At 70.7% G+C, this 15,808-nt stretch carries 15 protein-coding genes and 1 tRNA gene; 11 read left to right on the top strand and 5 right to left on the bottom strand.

Annotation, left to right across the window (positions count from 1 at the left end; translation table 11 throughout):
• Positions 1 to 64 precede the first annotated feature (64 nt).
• Together AB9M23_RS10675 and AB9M23_RS10670 are read right to left on the bottom strand one after the other, a co-directional pair.
• A complete protein-coding gene (locus tag AB9M23_RS10675; protein ID WP_372424525.1) occupies positions 65 to 2,107 on the bottom strand; it encodes an extracellular solute-binding protein in 2,043 nt (680 codons plus the stop codon).
• A 304-nt stretch (positions 2,108 to 2,411) separates the two neighbouring features.
• On the bottom strand, positions 2,412 to 3,302 hold the full coding sequence (locus AB9M23_RS10670; protein WP_372424524.1) for a MurR/RpiR family transcriptional regulator: 891 nt from the start codon (positions 3,300 to 3,302) through the stop codon (positions 2,412 to 2,414).
• Positions 3,303 to 3,443: 141 nt separating this feature from the next.
• On the opposite strand from AB9M23_RS10670, the gene AB9M23_RS10665 reads away from it, so the two are divergent.
• The 8 genes from AB9M23_RS10665 to AB9M23_RS10630 all read left to right on the top strand — a co-directional run bounded on the left by AB9M23_RS10665 (position 3,444) and on the right by AB9M23_RS10630 (position 11,489).
• Positions 3,444 to 4,220 (top strand): N-formylglutamate amidohydrolase, encoded by a 777-nt coding sequence (locus tag AB9M23_RS10665; RefSeq protein WP_372424523.1) that lies wholly within the window; start codon positions 3,444 to 3,446, stop codon positions 4,218 to 4,220.
• Positions 4,217 to 4,789: a TRAP transporter small permease subunit gene (locus tag AB9M23_RS10660; RefSeq protein WP_372424522.1), complete on the top strand. Its 573-nt coding sequence runs from the start codon at positions 4,217 to 4,219 to the stop codon at positions 4,787 to 4,789. Before AB9M23_RS10665 ends, AB9M23_RS10660 begins: the two co-directional genes overlap by 4 nt.
• The gene (locus AB9M23_RS10655) at positions 4,779 to 6,107 is read left to right on the top strand and encodes a TRAP transporter large permease (protein WP_372424521.1); all 1,329 of its coding nucleotides are present in this window, start codon (positions 4,779 to 4,781) and stop codon (positions 6,105 to 6,107) included. The genes AB9M23_RS10660 and AB9M23_RS10655 overlap by 11 nt, the downstream gene beginning before the upstream one ends.
• A gap of 58 nt (positions 6,108 to 6,165) precedes the next feature.
• Entirely contained in the window at positions 6,166 to 7,200 is a 1,035-nt protein-coding gene (locus AB9M23_RS10650; protein ID WP_372424520.1) for a TRAP transporter substrate-binding protein, read from the top strand.
• Positions 7,201 to 7,274: 74 nt separating this feature from the next.
• On the top strand, positions 7,275 to 8,639 hold the full coding sequence (locus AB9M23_RS10645; RefSeq protein ID WP_372424519.1) for a glutamine synthetase family protein: 1,365 nt from the start codon (positions 7,275 to 7,277) through the stop codon (positions 8,637 to 8,639).
• A gap of 2 nt (positions 8,640 to 8,641) precedes the next feature.
• Entirely contained in the window at positions 8,642 to 10,024 is a 1,383-nt protein-coding gene (locus AB9M23_RS10640) for an aldehyde dehydrogenase family protein (RefSeq protein ID WP_372424518.1), read from the top strand.
• Positions 10,021 to 11,178, top strand: coding sequence for an iron-containing alcohol dehydrogenase (locus AB9M23_RS10635; protein ID WP_372424517.1), 1,158 nt, complete (start codon positions 10,021 to 10,023; stop codon positions 11,176 to 11,178). Before AB9M23_RS10640 ends, AB9M23_RS10635 begins: the two co-directional genes overlap by 4 nt.
• A gap of 110 nt (positions 11,179 to 11,288) precedes the next feature.
• Positions 11,289 to 11,489: a hypothetical protein gene (locus AB9M23_RS10630; protein ID WP_029029457.1), complete on the top strand. Its 201-nt coding sequence runs from the start codon at positions 11,289 to 11,291 to the stop codon at positions 11,487 to 11,489.
• 12 nt (positions 11,490 to 11,501) lie between these two features.
• Here the strand turns inward: AB9M23_RS10630 and AB9M23_RS10625 are convergent, their stop codons facing one another.
• The 3 genes from AB9M23_RS10625 to AB9M23_RS10615 form a co-directional block, all read right to left on the bottom strand.
• The gene (locus AB9M23_RS10625; RefSeq protein ID WP_372424516.1) at positions 11,502 to 11,777 is read right to left on the bottom strand and encodes a hypothetical protein; all 276 of its coding nucleotides are present in this window, start codon (positions 11,775 to 11,777) and stop codon (positions 11,502 to 11,504) included.
• The gene (locus tag AB9M23_RS10620) at positions 11,774 to 12,271 is read right to left on the bottom strand and encodes a hypothetical protein (protein WP_372424515.1); all 498 of its coding nucleotides are present in this window, start codon (positions 12,269 to 12,271) and stop codon (positions 11,774 to 11,776) included. The genes AB9M23_RS10625 and AB9M23_RS10620 overlap by 4 nt, the downstream gene beginning before the upstream one ends.
• Before the next feature lie 281 nt (positions 12,272 to 12,552).
• Positions 12,553 to 12,638 (bottom strand) — tRNA-Leu (locus AB9M23_RS10615).
• A gap of 213 nt (positions 12,639 to 12,851) precedes the next feature.
• Here AB9M23_RS10615 and AB9M23_RS10610 point away from each other — a divergent pair.
• The 3 genes from AB9M23_RS10610 (at position 12,852) to AB9M23_RS10600 (ending at position 15,752) form a co-directional block, all read left to right on the top strand.
• Positions 12,852 to 13,223, top strand: a complete 372-nt coding sequence (locus tag AB9M23_RS10610) for a hypothetical protein (protein WP_372424514.1) — start codon at positions 12,852 to 12,854, stop codon at positions 13,221 to 13,223.
• Positions 13,224 to 13,344: 121 nt separating this feature from the next.
• Positions 13,345 to 14,364 carry a complex I NDUFA9 subunit family protein gene (locus tag AB9M23_RS10605; RefSeq protein ID WP_372424513.1) on the top strand — a complete coding sequence of 340 codons (1,020 nt, stop codon included), beginning with the start codon at positions 13,345 to 13,347 and terminating at the stop codon, positions 14,362 to 14,364.
• 83 nt (positions 14,365 to 14,447) lie between these two features.
• Complete coding sequence (locus tag AB9M23_RS10600) at positions 14,448 to 15,752, top strand: aspartate aminotransferase type Ic (RefSeq protein WP_372424512.1); 1,305 nt, start codon at positions 14,448 to 14,450, stop codon at positions 15,750 to 15,752.
• Positions 15,753 to 15,808: the final 56 nt, after the last annotated feature.

The following is a 15,808-nucleotide window of genomic DNA, read 5'->3' as shown; positions in this document are numbered from 1 at the left end:
CGAGCTCCGGGCATCGCGGGGCGGGAAGACGGCCCGGTCGCAGGGACCGGGCCGCGGTGCGCGCTCAGTTCAGGGCCTGATCGGCGAACCAGGTCTTGATCGCCTCCTCGTGCTCGACCGCGAAGGCGTCCGGCGCGACGCGGTAGACCGCGCCCTCGGGCGGGCCGTCGGCGCGGCGCTCGGCGCCGACGACGGTCGGCTCGAACAGCCCGTCGCTGGGGACGGCCTGGGCGAGATAGGTCTGGGTCGCGGGCTCGAGCAGCCACTCCACGAAGGCCTTGGCGCCTTCGGGGCGCGCGGTGCGCGCCTGGATCGCGACGCCGCGCACCGAGCCCGGCGCTCCCTCCTCGGGCCACACCACCTCGACCGGCGCGCCGGTCGCCTTGAGCGAGAAGGCCACCTGCGAGGTGATCAGCGCCACGGAGACGTCGCCCGACGCGATGGCGCGCCCGACCGGGCCATTGGTGCGGAACACCCGCAGCCCGTTCTCGAACAGGGACGAGAACAGGCCCTGCGCGTCCTCGAAGCCGCGCGCGTGGAAGAACTGCGCGACGCACGGGTAGGCGGGGGCGGCCACCGCCGGATCGGCCATGCCGACCATGCCGTTGAAGCGCGGATCGGCGAGATCCTCGAAGGTGGCGGGCGGGTTCTCGACGAGATCCGTGCGATAGAGCATCACGCAGGAGGAGGAGAGGCCGATCGGGAACCAGGACAGGCTCTCGGGCAGGTAGGTGCGCCCGATCTCGTTGAGGTTGTCGAGATTGGCCGGCGTCACGCCGCGCAGGAGTTGCTCCTGCAGATCGAGCCCGTGCATCACATAGGAACCGTTGAAGATCAACGCGTCCCATTGGGGGTTCGACGCCTCGGCGGCGATGCGCGCGAGGAGCTCGCCGCCGCTCATCTGCACGACGTCGATCTCGCGGCCGGTATCGGCCTCGAACCGCTCGGTGACGACGCCTTCGAAGTCGTTGGTGTAGAGCACGAGCGGGCCCGTGGCGTCCTGAGCGAGCGCGGCGCTCGCGAGGCCGGCGGACAGGGCGGCCGCGCCGACGGCTTTGAGGATCGGGGTCATGGTCGTCTCGCTTTCGAGGTCGTTCGGACACCCGTCCTCGGCGACGGGCACGACCGGGGTAGGCGCCGCACATGACGTTTGGACAACATTTGCCGGGCGCGAAAGCGGGATGCGGGGTCCCATCCATGGAACCCCCGCGGCGAGCGCGTGCGCCTTGGCCGCCTCGGCCAGCGTGTCGGCGACGAGCCGGGTCGTCGCCGACATCAGCCGCCGCGGCGGAGTGAGGAGCGTCACGGCGATCGGCGGGGCGGCGAAGCCCGGCAACGTCCGCAGGAGGCGCCCGGCGGCGAGATCCTCGCGCACCGCGATCTCCGGCACGATGGCCAAGCCGGCGTTCGCGAGCGCCGCCTCGCGCAGGAGCGCGACGGACACCGAGACGAGCCGCGGGGCGAGGGCGACGCCGGTCTCGCTCCCGTCCTCCCCGCGAAAGCTCCAGGGGGTCGTGCTCGCGAGGCCGTAGACGAGCACGTCGGCCGCGGCCAGGTCGGCGGGGTCCGCCGGGTGCCCGGCGCGATCGAGGCTCGCGCGCGTGCCGACGACGACGAGCGGATTGCGCGCGACGCGCCGCTGCACCAGCGCGGAATCGCGCAGGGTCCAATGGTGCGCGCGCAGCACGAGGTCGAAGCCGTCGCCGATCTGGTCGGCGTCCCGCTCGGCGATCTCCACCGAGAGGGCGAGCCGAGGGTGCGCGGCGGTGATCCGGGCGAGCAGCTCCGGCAGGAGCGGTGCGAAGAGGTCGCAGACCGACAGCGAGACATTGCCGCCGATCTCGCGGCGGGCCTCGAGCAGGCGCTCCTCCGCCCGCCGCGCCGCCTCCACCATCGCGAGCCCGTGGGCGTAGACCTCGGCGCCCACCGGGGTGAGGGCGAAGTCCTCGCCGCTGCGTACGATCAGCCGCGCGCGCAGGCTCTCCTCGAGCGACGCGAGCCGCCGGCTGATCGTCGATTTCGGCAAGGCCAGCGCGCGCGCGGCTTTCAGTATTCCCTGATAGTCGACGATGTGGACGAACAGGCGCAGGTCGTTGAGGTCGAGCATGCCGGTACCTCCTTCCCGACGGCCGCAGCCGCCCGCACGAGCCGCTGCCGTCCTCGGCGCGGGAGCGCACCCGCGCCGCCCCGGGAGAGCCACCGGTCGACCGCGCGCAGGATACCGACGGGCGATCGGCTCGCCCACCGCCCCGAGGATGATCGTGAGCTTCGGAAGGCGGGTCGCGAGCGGTACATCCGCCGCGTGACGCCTGGATGACGTCGCCCAGCCGAGCCCGCCGGCACGCACACGGTGGCGGGCTGTTCGCGGCCGTGCCCAGGGCTCGCCGGCGCCCGCGCGCCCGGCGGGACGCTCACCCGCCCCCGTCCCGGGTCGGGCTCGTGCCGCGGAAGATGTTGGTCTCGCCGATCATCCGCTCCAGAGCCGAGATGCGCTCCACGCTGGAGCGGGAGCTGCGGCTCTGGACCTCGGCGATCAGGCTCTCCGCCAGGATGTTGATGGACAGCGTCGAATCCCAGCTCGACGGTACCTCGACGGCGCAGCGGAACGTGTGCAGCGCGCAGCGCTCGATCGGCGAGCCCCATTGGTCGGTGAACAGCACGACGCGCGCGCCCTGCTTCACCGCGAGCTGCGCGAGCTTCTCGAGTTCTCGCTCGTAGCGGCGGATGTCGAAGCAGATCAGCGTCGAGGTCCCGTCCATGTCGAGCAACGATTGCGGCCAGACGCTGGGGGAGCTGTCGAGCAGGAAGACGCGCGGGCGGATGATCTGCAGGTGATTGTAGAAGTAGTGCGCGTTCGAGCGGGTGATGCGCCCGCCGACGAGGTGCAATTGCTGCTCGGGCGCCGACAGGAGCGCGGCGACACGGTCGAACTCGTCGAGGTCGATCTGCTCGAGCGTGCGGCCGATGTTCTCGAAGGCGGCCTTTCCGAAGCGCGCCAGGATGTGGTCGCGCGGGGCCTGCGGCTCGGCCATCTCGAGCTTGGCGAGCGGCTGCTTGATGCGCGCGGCGATCTCCTCGCGGATCGCGTCCTGGAGCCCGCCGTAGCCGTCGAAGCCCAGCTTGCGGGCGAGACGGATGACGGTGGGCGTCGAGACCTCGGCGCTCTCGGCGAGCTTCGTGATCGACTGCAGCCCGCCCACGAGCGAGTCCTGGAGGAGAACCGCGGTGAGCCGGCGCTCGGCCGCGGTCAGCTCCGCCTGCCTGCGCCGCAGGAGGTCGCGCACGAGGGGCTTCCTGCTCAAGAAATGTCCTTTCCGCTTCAGCGCAGATCGATGATGATCGATCTGCTACAGAAACAAGCTTGACACGCCTCGAACCCCTGTAGTGAATTTTACATGCGCTCGGCAAGGGGTTTCGGCCGCGGGGCGAGGGGAGGGTGCGGGGTGGCGGAGTCCGGGTGGACGGCGGTGGAGATCACGGGATCGGCCGGCGCCGCGCCGCTCGTCCTCGTGTGCGAGCACGCCTCCCGCGCGATCCCCGCGGAGCTCGACGCGCTCGGCCTCGACGACGAGGCGCGGAGCGCCCACGTCGCATGGGACATCGGCGCCGCCGTCCTGGCGCGCCGCCTGTCCGAGCGGCTCGACGCGCCGCTGGTGTCGGGCGGCCTGTCGCGGCTCGTCTACGACTGCAACCGCCCGCTCTCGGCACCCGACTGCATCCCCGCGCGCAGCGAGCGCTTCGACGTCCCCGGCAACCGGGGCCTCGACGAGGCGGCACGCCGGCTGCGCTTCGAGCGCGTGCACGAGCCCTTCCACGCCGCGCTCGCCGACGTCTGCCGCACCCAGGAGCGGCGCTGCGGGCGCGCCATCGACCTCGTCACGGTCCACAGCTTCACGCCGGTCTATCTCGGCGTTTCCCGCGCGGTGGAGATCGGCTTCCTCCACCACGATGAACCGGCGCTCGCGCGCGCCGCCCTCGCCGCCGAGCGCGCGCGCGGCATCCATCGCGCGGAGCTCGACGAGCCCTATGCCGCCGCCGACGGCGTCACCTACACGCTCGCGCGCCACGGCGAGGGTGCGGGACGGCGGTCCTTGATGATCGAGGTGCGCAACGACCTGATCGCCAGCGACGCGGCGGCCGCACGCATGGGCGATCACCTCGCGGGCACGCTGGCGCGCGCGCTCGCGGTGGCGCCGCAGGCGGCGGGGGCGTCGCCATGAGGATGCTGCGCGCCTACGTCGCCGTCGTCGACCGCTGCAACTGGGCCATCGGCCGCGTGGTCATGTTCGGGCTCTTCGCGTTGATGGGCATCCTGCTCTGGTCCTCCATCTCGAAGACCTTCTTCGTGCCGTCCCTGTGGACGCTGGAGATGGCCCAATTCGTGATGGTCGCCTACTTCATCCTGGGCGGCCCCTACGCCATGCAGATGGGCTCGAACGTGCGCATGGACCTGATCTACGGCGCGCTCTCGCCCCGGCGCAAGGCGCTGATGGACGCGCTCACCGTGGGCTTCCTGATCTTCTATCTCGGCGTCCTGCTCTGGGGCGGGATCGAGAGCACGATCTACTCCTTCTCCTTCGGCGGCGAGCGCTCGTCCTCGGCCTGGAGGCCGTACATGTGGCCGATCAAGGTGACGATCTGCATCGGCGTGACGCTGATGCTGCTCCAGGCGCTGAGCGAGCTGGCCAAGGACGTCCTGTTCCTCGCCACCGGCGAGCCGCCGCGCCACCAGGACCGGGAGCGGACGAGCAAGGAGCAGAAGGGCGAGGAGGCTCGCGATGCCCTATGAGCTGATCGCGATCCTGATGTTCTCGACGATGATGCTGATGCTGTTCACGGGCCAGCGCGTCTTCGCGGCGATCGGCTTCGTGGCGGTGATCGCCGCGATCCTGCTCTGGGGCGACCGCGGCGGCTACGATCTCGGCTTCTCGGCCATCATCAAGGTGATGCGCTGGTACCCGCTGCTGACGCTGCCGATGTTCGTGTTCATGGGCTACGTCCTGTCGGAATCGAAGATCGCCGACGACCTCTACCGGATGTTCCACGTCTGGACCGGCGGCATGCCCGGCGGTCTCGCCATGGGCACGATCGGGCTCATGGTGCTGATCTCGGCGATGAACGGGCTCTCCGTCGCCGGCATGGCGATCGGCGCGACGATCGCCCTGCCGGAGCTGCTCAAGCGCAACTACGACAAGCTGATGGTGACGGGGGTGATCCAGGCCGGGTCCTCGCTCGGCATCCTCGTCCCGCCCTCCGTCGTGCTCGTGCTCTATGCGATGATCGCGCGCCAGCCGGTGGGGCAGCTGTGGCTCGCCGGCGCGATCCCCGGGCTGATGATGGCGGCGCTGTTCATCGTCTACATCGCGATCCGCTGCCGCCTGAACCCGAAGCTCGGCCCCACGCTCTCGCTCGAGGAGCGCGAGCAGATCACGCGTGCCGAGAAGATGCGGCTGCTGCGCGCCGGGCTCCTGCCGGTGGGCATCTTCGCCGTCATGATGGTGCCCTTCGTCAACGGCTGGACGAGCCTCGTCGAGAGCTCGGCCGTGGGCGCCATCGCCGCCTTCCTCGCCGCCGTCGCCAAGCGGCGCATGACGTGGAGGGTGTTCGAAACGAGCGTGCGCCAGACGCTCGGCATCACCTGCATGTTCATGTGGATCATCACCGCGGCGCTCGCCTTCGGGGCGGTGTTCGACGGGCTCGGCGCGGTGCGCGCCATCGACGACCTCTTCACCGACAAGCTGGGGCTCAACCCGTGGGTGATCCTCATCCTGATGCAGCTGAGCTTCATCCTGATGGGCACGTTCCTCGACGACACGGCGATGCTCGTCATCGTCGCGCCGCTCTACGTGCCGCTGGTGGCGGCGCTCGGGTTCGATCTCGTGTGGTACGGCGTGCTCTACACGATCACCTGCCAGATCGCCTACATGACCCCGCCCTTCGGCTACAATCTCTTCCTGATGCGCGCGATGGCGCCACCCGAGATCGCGCTCGGGGACATCTATCGCTCCATCATCCCCTTCGTCTTCATCATGATGCTGGCGCTCGCGCTGGTGATGATCTTCCCGCAGATCGCGCTCTGGCTCCCCGCTCGGGTGTACGGTCTGTGATCGCAAGGACCAGAGCCGGGGCAACCGGCCGGCCAATCGAACCAGAGGAGAAGCCGAGATGACCACACGACGCACATTCCTGAAGAGCGCCGCCCTCGCGGCACCCGCCACGCTCGCCGCCCCGGCCATCGTGCGCGCCCAGTCGCCGATCCGCTGGCGCTTCCAGACCTATGCCGGCGCCGCGCTCGGCGAGCACGTGACCAAGCCCATCATCGACGCCATCAACGCCGCCGCCAACGGCGAGCTGGAGATCGAGCTGTTCTACGCCGACCAGATCGTGCCCACCGGCGAGCTGTTCCAGGCGCTCCAGCGCGGCACGATCGACGGCGTCCATTCCGACGACGATTCGATGGCCTCGCCGACGCCGCTGCGCGTCTTCGGCGGCTACTTTCCCTTCGCCACGAAGCACATCCTCGACGTGCCGGTGCTGTTCGACCAGTACGGGCTGGCCGAGATCTGGGACGAGGAATACGCCAAGGTCGGCGTGAAGTGGCTCTCCGCCGCGGGCCAGGACCCGTGCAACTTCAACACCACGAAGGAGATCACCTCCGTCGCCGATCTCGAGGGCCTGCGGCTCTACACCTTCCCCACCGCCGGGCGCTTCCTCAGCCGCTTCGGCGTCGTGCCGGTGAACATCCCCTACGAGGACGCCGAGGTCGCGGTGCAGACCGGCGAGCTCGACGGCATGGCCTGGTCGGGCATCACCGAGGACTACACGGTCGGTTGGGCCGACGTGACGGACTACTTCCTGACGAACAACATCTCCGGCGCCTGGATCGGCTCCTTCTTCGTCAACGAGAGGCGCTGGGCGGACCTGCCCGACCACCTCGAGCGGCTCGTCCTGTCGGCGATCGACGCGGGCCATACCTACCGTAACCAATGGTACTGGGGCGGCGAGGCGCGGCTGCGGGCGACCGGCGACAAGCTCGCGCTCCGCACCGTGCCGGCCGAGGAATGGGCCGAGGTCGAGAACGCGGCCAAGGAGTTCTGGACCGAGATCGCCGAGGAGGGCGAGGTGCACGCCAAGATCGTCTCGATCTTCCGAGAGTACAACGAGATCATCAACCAGGCGGGCCCGCCCTACACGTTCTGACCTCCGCCCGCCTCGAAGAGAACGAGGGCGGCCCCGCGCGGGCCGCCCTCCCGCGCCCGCCATCGGAGCCCGCCATGCCCGCGAACCTGACCCTCGAGACCCTCGCCGCCAAGGCCGCCTCGGGCGAGATCGACACCGTGCTCGTCGCCATGGTGGACATGCAGGGCCGCCTGATGGGCAAGCGCTATCACGTCGCGAACTTCCTCGAGCACGGGCACCGCGAGACCCATTGCTGCAACTACCTGCTCGCCACCGACCTCGTGATGTCCACCCCCGACGGCTACGCCGCGACGAGCTGGGCCAAGGGCTACGGCGACTACGTGATGCAGCCGGACCTCTCGACCCTGCGCCTCATGCCCTGGCTGCCGGGCTCGGCGCTGGTGCTCTGCGACGTGCTCGACCACCACACGCACGCGCCGGTGCCGCATTCCCCGCGCGAGATGCTGCGCCGGCAGGCGGCGCGGCTCGAGGCGATGGGCCTCGAGGCGATGATGGCGACCGAGCTCGAGTTCTTCCTGTTCGAGGGCGACTACCGCAGCCTCCAGAAGCGCGGCTACCGCGATCTCGTGCCGCTCAACGGCCACAACGAGGACTACAACCTCTTCCAGACCACGAAGGAAGAGGCGGTCATGCGGCCCCTGCGCAACCACCTGGTGGGCGCCGGCGTGCCGGTGGAGAACTCGAAGGGGGAGGCCGAGACCGGCCAGCAGGAGCTCAACATCCGCTATGCCGGCGCGCTCGACTGCGCCGACCATCACACGATCGCCAAGCATGCCGTCAAGGAGATCGCCTGGATGAACGGCTGCTCGGCGACCTTCCTGCCCAAATGGGCGGCGAACAAGGTCGGCTCGTCGAGCCACGTGCACCTGTCGGTCTGGAAGGACGGCGAGCCCGCCTTCCACGACCCCAAGGCCGCGCACGGCATGTCCGAGACGATGCGCAGCTTCACTGCGGGGCTCCTCGCCTATGCCCGCGACTACACCATCTTCCTCGCGCCCTACGTGAACAGCTACAAGCGCTTCGCCGCGGGCACATTCGCGCCGACGAAGGCGGTCTGGTCGGTCGACAATCGCACGGCCGGTTTCCGATTGTGCGGGGAGGGGACGCGGGGCGTGCGCATGGAATGCCGTATCGGCGGCTCCGACATGAATCCCTATCTCGCCCAGGCGGGGATGATCGCCGCGGGCATCAAGGGCATGGAGGAGGGGCTCGTCCTGGAGCCGCCCTACCAGGGCGACGCCTACGCGAGCGGCGACGTCGTCGAGATCCCCCGCGCGCTGCGCGCCGCCATCGGGACCTTGCGCGGCTCGACGATGCTGCGCGAGGCCTTCGGCGACGCCGTCGTCGACCATTACGTCCGCTGCGGCGAGTGGGAGCAGGAAGAGTTCGACCGCGCGGTCACCGACTGGGAGATCGAGCGGGGCTTCGAGAGAGCGTGAGCATGACGCAAATCCTCAGATGTATCTCGCCGATCGACGGATCGGTGTTCGCCGAGCGCCCGGCTCTCTCCACGGACGCCGCCCGCGCCGCCGCCGCGCGCGCCCACGCGGCGCAGCCGGCCTGGGCGGCGCGCTCGATCCGCGAGCGGGCGGAGCTGGTCCTCGCCGGCATCGCCGCCGTCGGCGCCATGAACGACGAGGTGGTGCCCGAACTCGCCCGCATGATGGGCCGGCCGGTGCGCTACGGCGGCGAGTTCCGCGGCTTCTCCGAGCGTGGCACGCACATGGCGGCGATCGCCGAGGAGGCGCTGGCGGACATCCCCGTGAGCGACGACGACGCCTTCCGCCGGTACATCCGCCGGCTGCCCTGGGGCGTCGTCCTCGTGGTGGCGCCGTGGAACTACCCGTACATGACGGCGATCAACACCGTCGCACCGGCGCTGATCGCCGGCAACACGGTGCTGCTCAAGCACGCCACGCAGACGCTGCTCGTCGGCGAGCGCATGGCGAAGGCCTTCCACTCGGCCGGGGTGCCGCAGGACGTGTTCCAGAACGTCTTCCTCGACCACGACGCGACGAGCGGGCTCATCGCCGCACGCGCGGTCGACTTCGTCAACTTCACGGGCTCCGTCCCGGGCGGCCAGGCGATGGAGCGGGCGGCAGCGGGCACCTTCGTCCCGGTGGCCACCGAGCTCGGCGGCAAGGACCCCGGCTACGTCATGGACGACGCCGATCTCGACGCGGCCGTCGACGGGCTGATGGACGGCGCGATGTTCAATTCCGGGCAATGCTGCTGCGGGATCGAGCGCATCTACGTCCACCAGAGCCTCTACGACGCCTTCGTCGAGAAGGCGGTGGCGTGGGCGAGCGGACAGCGCCTCGGCGATCCGCTCGACCCGCAGACGACGCTCGGCCCCATGGCGCACGTGCGCTTCGCCAAGCTCGTGCGCGAGCAGATCGACGAAGCCGTCGCGGCCGGCGCGACGGCCCACCTGCCCAAGGACCCCGCCGACGACGGCGGCGCGTACCTGACGCCGCAGGTGCTCACGAACGTCACCCACGACATGGCCGTGATGCGCGAGGAGAGCTTCGGCCCGGTCGTCGGCATCATGCCCGTGGCCGACGACGCGGAAGCGATCCGGCTCATGAACGACAGCCGCTTCGGCCTCACCGCGAGCCTCTGGACGGCCGATCCGGAGCGTGCGATGCGCGTCGGCGACCGGGTCGAGACGGGCACCGTGTTCATGAACCGCGCCGACTACCTCGACCCGGCGCTCTGCTGGACCGGCTGCAAGGACACCGGCCGCGGCGCGGGGTTGTCCGTGCTCGGCTACCACGCCCTCACCCGCCCGAAATCGTACCACCTCAAGAAGGTTCGCTCATGAGCCCGCCCGCCGGTCCCCGCGCCACCTGGTCCTACCCCACCGCCATCCGCTTCGGCGCCGGCCGCATCGCGGAATTGCCGGACGCCTGCCGCGCGGCGGGGATCGGCAAGCCGCTGCTCGTCACCGATCGCGGGCTGGCGTCCATGGAGATCACCGCCCGCGCGCTCGCGATCCTGGAGGAGGCGGGGCTGGGCCGCGCGCTCTTCGCCGAGGTCGACCCGAACCCCAACGAGATCAACCTCGGGGCCGGGCTCGAGGCCTACCGGGCCGGCGGGCACGACGGCGTCGTCGCCTTCGGCGGCGGCTCGGGGCTCGATCTCGCCAAGATGGTCGCTTTCATGTCGGGCCAGACCCGGCCGATCTGGGATTTCGAGGACATCGGCGACTGGTGGACCCGCGCCGACGCCGCCGGCATCGCCCCCATCGTCGCCGTGCCGACGACGGCGGGCACCGGCTCGGAGGTGGGGCGCGCGAGCGTGATCACCAACTCGCGGACCCACGTGAAGAAGATCATCTTCCACCCGAAGGTGCTCCCCTCCGTCGTCATCGCCGACCCGGAGCTGACGGTGGGCATGCCCGAGGCCATCACCGCGGGCACCGGGCTCGACGCCTTCGCCCATTGCGTCGAGGCCTTCTCGAGCCCCTTCTACCACCCTATGAGCCAGGGCATCGCGCTCGAGGGCATGCGGCTCGTGATCGAGAACCTGCCGCGCGCCTACGATACGCCCGGCGACATCGAGGCGCGCGCCAACATGATGTCGGCCGCCGCCATGGGCGCGGTGGCCTTCCAGAAGGGGCTCGGCGCCATCCACGCCATGAGCCACCCCGTGGGCGCGCTGTTCAATACGCACCACGGCACGACGAACGCGGTCTGCATGCCCGCCGTGCTCGACCTCAACGCGCCGGCGATCCGCGCGCGCTTCGACCGTGCGGCGCCCTATCTCGGCATCGAGGGCGGGTACGAGGGCTTCCGCGCCTTCGTCCAGGCCTTCAACGACCGCTTCGGCATCCCCCGGCGCCTGTCCGACCTCGGGGTCACCGCGGACCGGATCGACGAGATGGTCGCCATGGCGCTCGACGACCCGTCCTGCGGCGGCAACCCGGTCACGCTCACGGCACAGAACGTGCGGGGGCTGTTCGAGGCGGCGCTCTGAGGGGCCGGGGTGCGCGGGCGTGGCTCGGGGTGGGGGGCGTCAGGGAATCGTCAAGGCGCCCCCGCTAGCCTCCTGCGCGTCCCCCGCCGCCAGGAGCCCCGAGCCCGCCCATGCCCTTCATCGAGCTGACCGTCGAGACCGTCCAGAAGCCCAAGGTGCTGATCAACATCGCCCACATCGTCCGCGTCGAGCCCCACCCCCACGCCAAGGGCACGCTCGTCTACACGAGCCCGAAGGCGGACGGCAGCCCGGCCGTGCACGCGGTGGAGGGGTACAAGGCGATCAGGGATCGGTTGATGGGGGAGGGGTGAGGGGGGAGCGCTCTACCGTCGGCCGCCCAGCACCTCGGGCCCGTCCAGCGGCCATGCCGGGACGTCGTCCATCCAGTCGAGGAAGTCCGCGGGAAGCGCGTCCAGGCGTGCCAACGCGGCCTCGAAGTCGGCGGAGCCCGTCGCACCCCGTGGCTTGCGAAGGCGAACCTTGCCCGAGGGAGCCACGGCGACGGCATACGTGAGCACGTGCCCCGCCCGGGACGTGCGGGTCTTGATGGACGCCCGTCGAATCGTGCCCGTCGTCGCTCTCTTCGTCATCTCGGTCATCTCGCGGCTCTCTCCTTCGCAAGATAGCGCGAAAGCTCCGGGTCCGCCACAGGCAGGTAGCCGCGAAGGCCGTACCAGGCAATCAGATCCGGGTCCGGGTCCTCCAGCATCGTCCGCGTCGATCCCAAGGCCGCAGCCAGAGTCTCGAGAACAGCGATCGCCAGATCGGTGATGTGCCCTTTCAGGACGTGCTCGCCAGGGGCGCCCTCCAATCGAGTGAGCGCCGGCCCGTGCGTCGTGATCTTTCCGTACGCCAAGCCGCAGAGAGTCTCGTCGACCCAGAACGCGGCGTCGATGCGCCGAACCTCCGTCCGCTTCGTGATTCGGGTCCAGTCCCAGTCGACCTTCCGGTCCGTCATCGGCCACTTCCTCGCGGCCGCCCTGGCGCGGAAGCCGATGGCCTCGATGGCGAGGCCCGGATGGGCATGTCGGCGAGCGCGGGCGACGACATCGCGGGACGCCGCCCGGAGCCGGTCCAACTCGTCCGGAGTCACGCGGCACCCTCTCCCGTACTGGTGAGGGTATGCTACTCTTCGGCGAGAACGGCGGCAACCTCGAACCGAAGACGGCGATTGCGTCGAATTTCGCCGGAAGGGTCGAGCCGGCGGCCCGTCGTCCTGCCGCCTGGGAATGGAGCGCTCGGCAGTACTCGACGCCCTCGCTGCGCGCGGAAGCGGGCACGGCAAGAGAATAGAACATCCGTGCGCAGCACGGTGCGGCATCGAGAATTAAATCCGGATCCGGGAGCTCGACGCACAACGGCATTGCCGGTGCTTGGTGCCCAGGAGAGGACTCGAACCTCCACGGCTGTTAACCACTGGTACCTGAAACCAGCGCGTCTACCAATTCCGCCACCTGGGCCCGCTCGCGCGGTGGGGGGCTTCATAGCAGGTCCGCGGGCGCCGTCAATCGTCTTTCTCGCCGCCTTCTCGCATCCGCGAGAATGGCGTCCCCGGCGACGTTCCGCCGCGTCTACCAGGGAGATGCAGGAAATCCGTAACGGGGACGGATCCAGAATGGCCTCGGATGCGTACTCTTCCATAGACGCGCTCTTGCTCGAGAAGGAGGGCCGCCATGCGTGCCCTGATGAAGCAGCCGCTGATCCGCCTGTTCGTGACGAACGGGTTCCTGGGGATCGGCTTCGGCATGGCGATCGCCGCCGTGCTCGTCGCGGTCGACTTCCGCGGCGTGGCGACCCTCGCGCTCACCGATCCCAACGGCTTCGTCGCCGTGATCCTCCTCGCCTTCGGGCTCGCCGTCACCTGCGGCGGCGCGGCCATCGCCACCGCGGTGATGCTGCTGCCCTGGGAGGACGACGACCACGAGGGCGGCTCCGGCGGCGGGGGCGGTGGGCATCGCGACGAGGATCGCATGCTGCGGCCGATCCCGGTGCGCGTCGCCGACCGCGGCCGCCACGGCGTGCCGCAGATTCCGCGGCGCGATTGACGCGCACGGATTCGGAAGCCGGAAAGCCCGCGCCGGGCGCGGCAAATTCACCGCGCGCCCTTCCCCAGCGCTGCGGAACGCTCTAGAGATCCCCCGCATCGTGAGCGAGGGGTGAGGGACCATGCAGGCGGCAGGCTGGCCGAGCGCGAAACTGATCACCGTCTTCGGCGGATCCGGCTTCCTCGGCCGGTACGTCTGCCAGATCCTGGCGCGGCGCGGCTACCGCGTGCGCGTCGCCGTGCGCCGCCCGGATCTCGCCTACCACCTCCAGCCGCTCGGCACCGTCGGGCAGATCATGCCTGTGCAGGCGAACCTGCGCTTCCCCGAGTCGGTGCGCGCCGCGATGAAGAACGCGGACGGGGCGATCAACCTCGTCGGCATCCTCCAGGAGGGCGGCAAGCAGACCTTCTCCGCCGTGCAGACGGAGGGCGCCGCCGCCGTCGCGCGGGCCGCGGCCGAGGTCGGCGCGCCGCTCGCCCACGTCTCCGCCATCGGCGCCGATCCCGAGAGCGCGTCCCGCTACGGCCGCACCAAGGCGGAGGGCGAGGCGCGGGTGCTCGAGGCGCTGCCCGACGCGGTGGTGCTGCGCCCCTCGATCGTGTTCGGGCCGGGCGACGGTTTCTTCACCCGCTTCGCCGTGCTCGCGCGCGCGCTCCCGGTGATGCCGATCGCCGCCGCGGGCACCCGTTTCCAGCCGGTCTACGTCGCCGACGTCGCCGAGGCGATCGCCCGCGTGATGGACGGGACGGTCGCCGGCGGAAAGGTCTACGAGCTCGGCGGGCCGGAGGTCTTCACCTTCCGCGAGGTGGTGGAGCTCGTGCTGCGCTACACCGAGCGCCGCCGCCCGATCCTGACGCTGCCCGACAAGCTCGCGCGCTTCCAGGCGGGGCTCACCGAGACGCTCGACAAGGTCACGCTCGGCCTCCTTCCCGACGAGATCGTGCTCACCCGCGACCAGCTGAAGATGCTCGCCTCCGACAACGTCGTGTCCGAGGCGGCGAAGGCCGAAGGCCGCACGCTCGAGGGGATCGGCATCGCGCCGACGGCGGTCGAGGCGATCGTCCCGGCCTACCTCAAGCGCTTCCGCAAGCGCGGCCAGTTCGAGGCCCCGCGTGACCCGCGGGAGGGGACGGCGGCGTAACGCGTCGCGCGTCCTCGCCGCTTGACAGCGCAGCCGCCCGGCTCCTTAACCTCCGGCGATCCACAGCCGTCCGGAGGCCGCCCGTGCCCGCTCTCGCCGAACTCACCACAGACGCCCTGCGGGCGCTCGCCGCCGACGTCGCGCGCGACATCGAGGCGTTCCGGGCGAAGGGGCTGAAGCTCGACATGACCCGCGGCAAGCCCGCGCCCGAGCAGCTCGACCTCGCCAACGCCATGCTGGCGCTGCCCGGCAACGGCGACTACCACACCGAGGCCGGCGAGGACGCGCGCAACTACGGCGGCCTGCAGGGCATCGTCGAGGCCCGCCGGCTCTTCGCCGGCATGGTGGGCGCGCCCCCCGAGCAGGTCGTGGTCGGCGAGAACGCGTCGCTCGCGATGATGCACGATTGCCTGGTCTGGGCGCTGCTGCACGGGGCGCCCGGCGGCGCGGGTCCCTGGTCGCGCGAGGCGGGGGGCATCGCCTTCCTGTGCCCGGTGCCGGGCTACGACCGCCACTTCGCCATCACCGAAGGCTACGGCGTGCGGATGATCCCCGTGCCGCTCACGGGCGAGGGGCCGGACGTCGACGCGGTTGCGCGCGCCGTCGAGGACCCGTCGGTCAAGGGCATGTGGTGCGTGCCGAAGTACTCCAACCCCACCGGCGAGACCTATGCGCCGCGGGTGGTCGAGGCGCTGGCGGCGATGAAGACCGCGGCGCCGGACTTCCGCCTGTTCTGGGACAACGCCTACACCGTCCACGACCTCGTGGAGGAGGGCGACACGCTCGCGAACGTGCTCGACGCCTGCGCGGCCGCGGGAAACCCGGACCGTGCCTTCGTCTTCGCCTCGACCTCGAAGGTGACCTTCGCCGGCGCGGGCCTCTCCTTCTTCGGGTCCTCGCCCGCCAACGTCGCCTGGTACCTCGCCAAGGCGAGCCTGCGCACGATCGGCCCCAACAAGCTCGCCCAGCTGCGCCACGTGCGCTTCTTCGGCGACGCGGCCGGTCTCGCCGCGCACATGGACCGGCACCGCGCGCTGCTCGCGCCGAAGTTCGCGGCGGTGGAGGCGGCGCTCGAGGCGCGTCTCGCGGGCACCGGCGCCGCGCGCTGGGCGCGCCCGCGGGGCGGCTACTTCGTCTCGGTGGATGTGCGCCCGGGCACGGCCAGGACGGTCGTCGCCACCGCCAAGGCGCTCGGCATCGCCATGACGCCGGCGGGCTCGACCTGGCCAGGCGGCACCGACCCGCGCGACGAGAACCTGCGCATCGCCCCGAGCTTCCCGTCCCTCGCCGACGTGAAGGCGGCGGCGGAGGGCGTCGCGCTCGCCATCCTGGCGGCGGCGGTCGAGGCCGAGCAGCAGGCCCGCGGCGAGGGTGGCGCGCCGGCCTGAGCGGCGGCGCCTGCCCGCCCGGACGGCGCCTCCACGCGCCATATTTTGGCCGCCCG

The organism is Salinarimonas chemoclinalis (assembly GCF_041514305.1).
Taxonomy (GTDB): domain Bacteria; phylum Pseudomonadota; class Alphaproteobacteria; order Rhizobiales; family Beijerinckiaceae; genus Salinarimonas; species Salinarimonas chemoclinalis.
Note: the sequence above shows the minus strand (reverse complement) of the source record. Positions and strands in the feature narration are given on the sequence as shown.

Bases quoted from the DNA above. Each gene is read 5' to 3' on its own strand.
- AB9M23_RS10625 (WP_372424516.1), bottom strand. From the start codon at position 11,777: ATGACCGAGATGACGAAGAGAGCGACGACGGGCACGATTCGACGGGCG.
- AB9M23_RS10630 (WP_029029457.1), top strand. From the start codon at position 11,289: ATGCCCTTCATCGAGCTGACCGTCGAGACCGTCCAGAAGCCCAAGGTG.
- AB9M23_RS10610 (WP_372424514.1), top strand. From the start codon at position 12,852: ATGCGTGCCCTGATGAAGCAGCCGCTGATCCGCCTGTTCGTGACGAAC.
- AB9M23_RS10660 (WP_372424522.1), top strand. From the start codon at position 4,217: ATGAGGATGCTGCGCGCCTACGTCGCCGTCGTCGACCGCTGCAACTGG.
- AB9M23_RS10640 (WP_372424518.1), top strand. From the start codon at position 8,642: ATGACGCAAATCCTCAGATGTATCTCGCCGATCGACGGATCGGTGTTC.
- AB9M23_RS10675 (WP_372424525.1), bottom strand. From the start codon at position 2,107: ATGCTCGACCTCAACGACCTGCGCCTGTTCGTCCACATCGTCGACTAT.
- AB9M23_RS10650 (WP_372424520.1), top strand. From the start codon at position 6,166: ATGACCACACGACGCACATTCCTGAAGAGCGCCGCCCTCGCGGCACCC.
- AB9M23_RS10605 (WP_372424513.1), top strand. From the start codon at position 13,345: ATGCAGGCGGCAGGCTGGCCGAGCGCGAAACTGATCACCGTCTTCGGC.
- AB9M23_RS10645 (WP_372424519.1), top strand. From the start codon at position 7,275: ATGCCCGCGAACCTGACCCTCGAGACCCTCGCCGCCAAGGCCGCCTCG.
- AB9M23_RS10655 (WP_372424521.1), top strand. From the start codon at position 4,779: ATGCCCTATGAGCTGATCGCGATCCTGATGTTCTCGACGATGATGCTG.
- AB9M23_RS10635 (WP_372424517.1), top strand. From the start codon at position 10,021: ATGAGCCCGCCCGCCGGTCCCCGCGCCACCTGGTCCTACCCCACCGCC.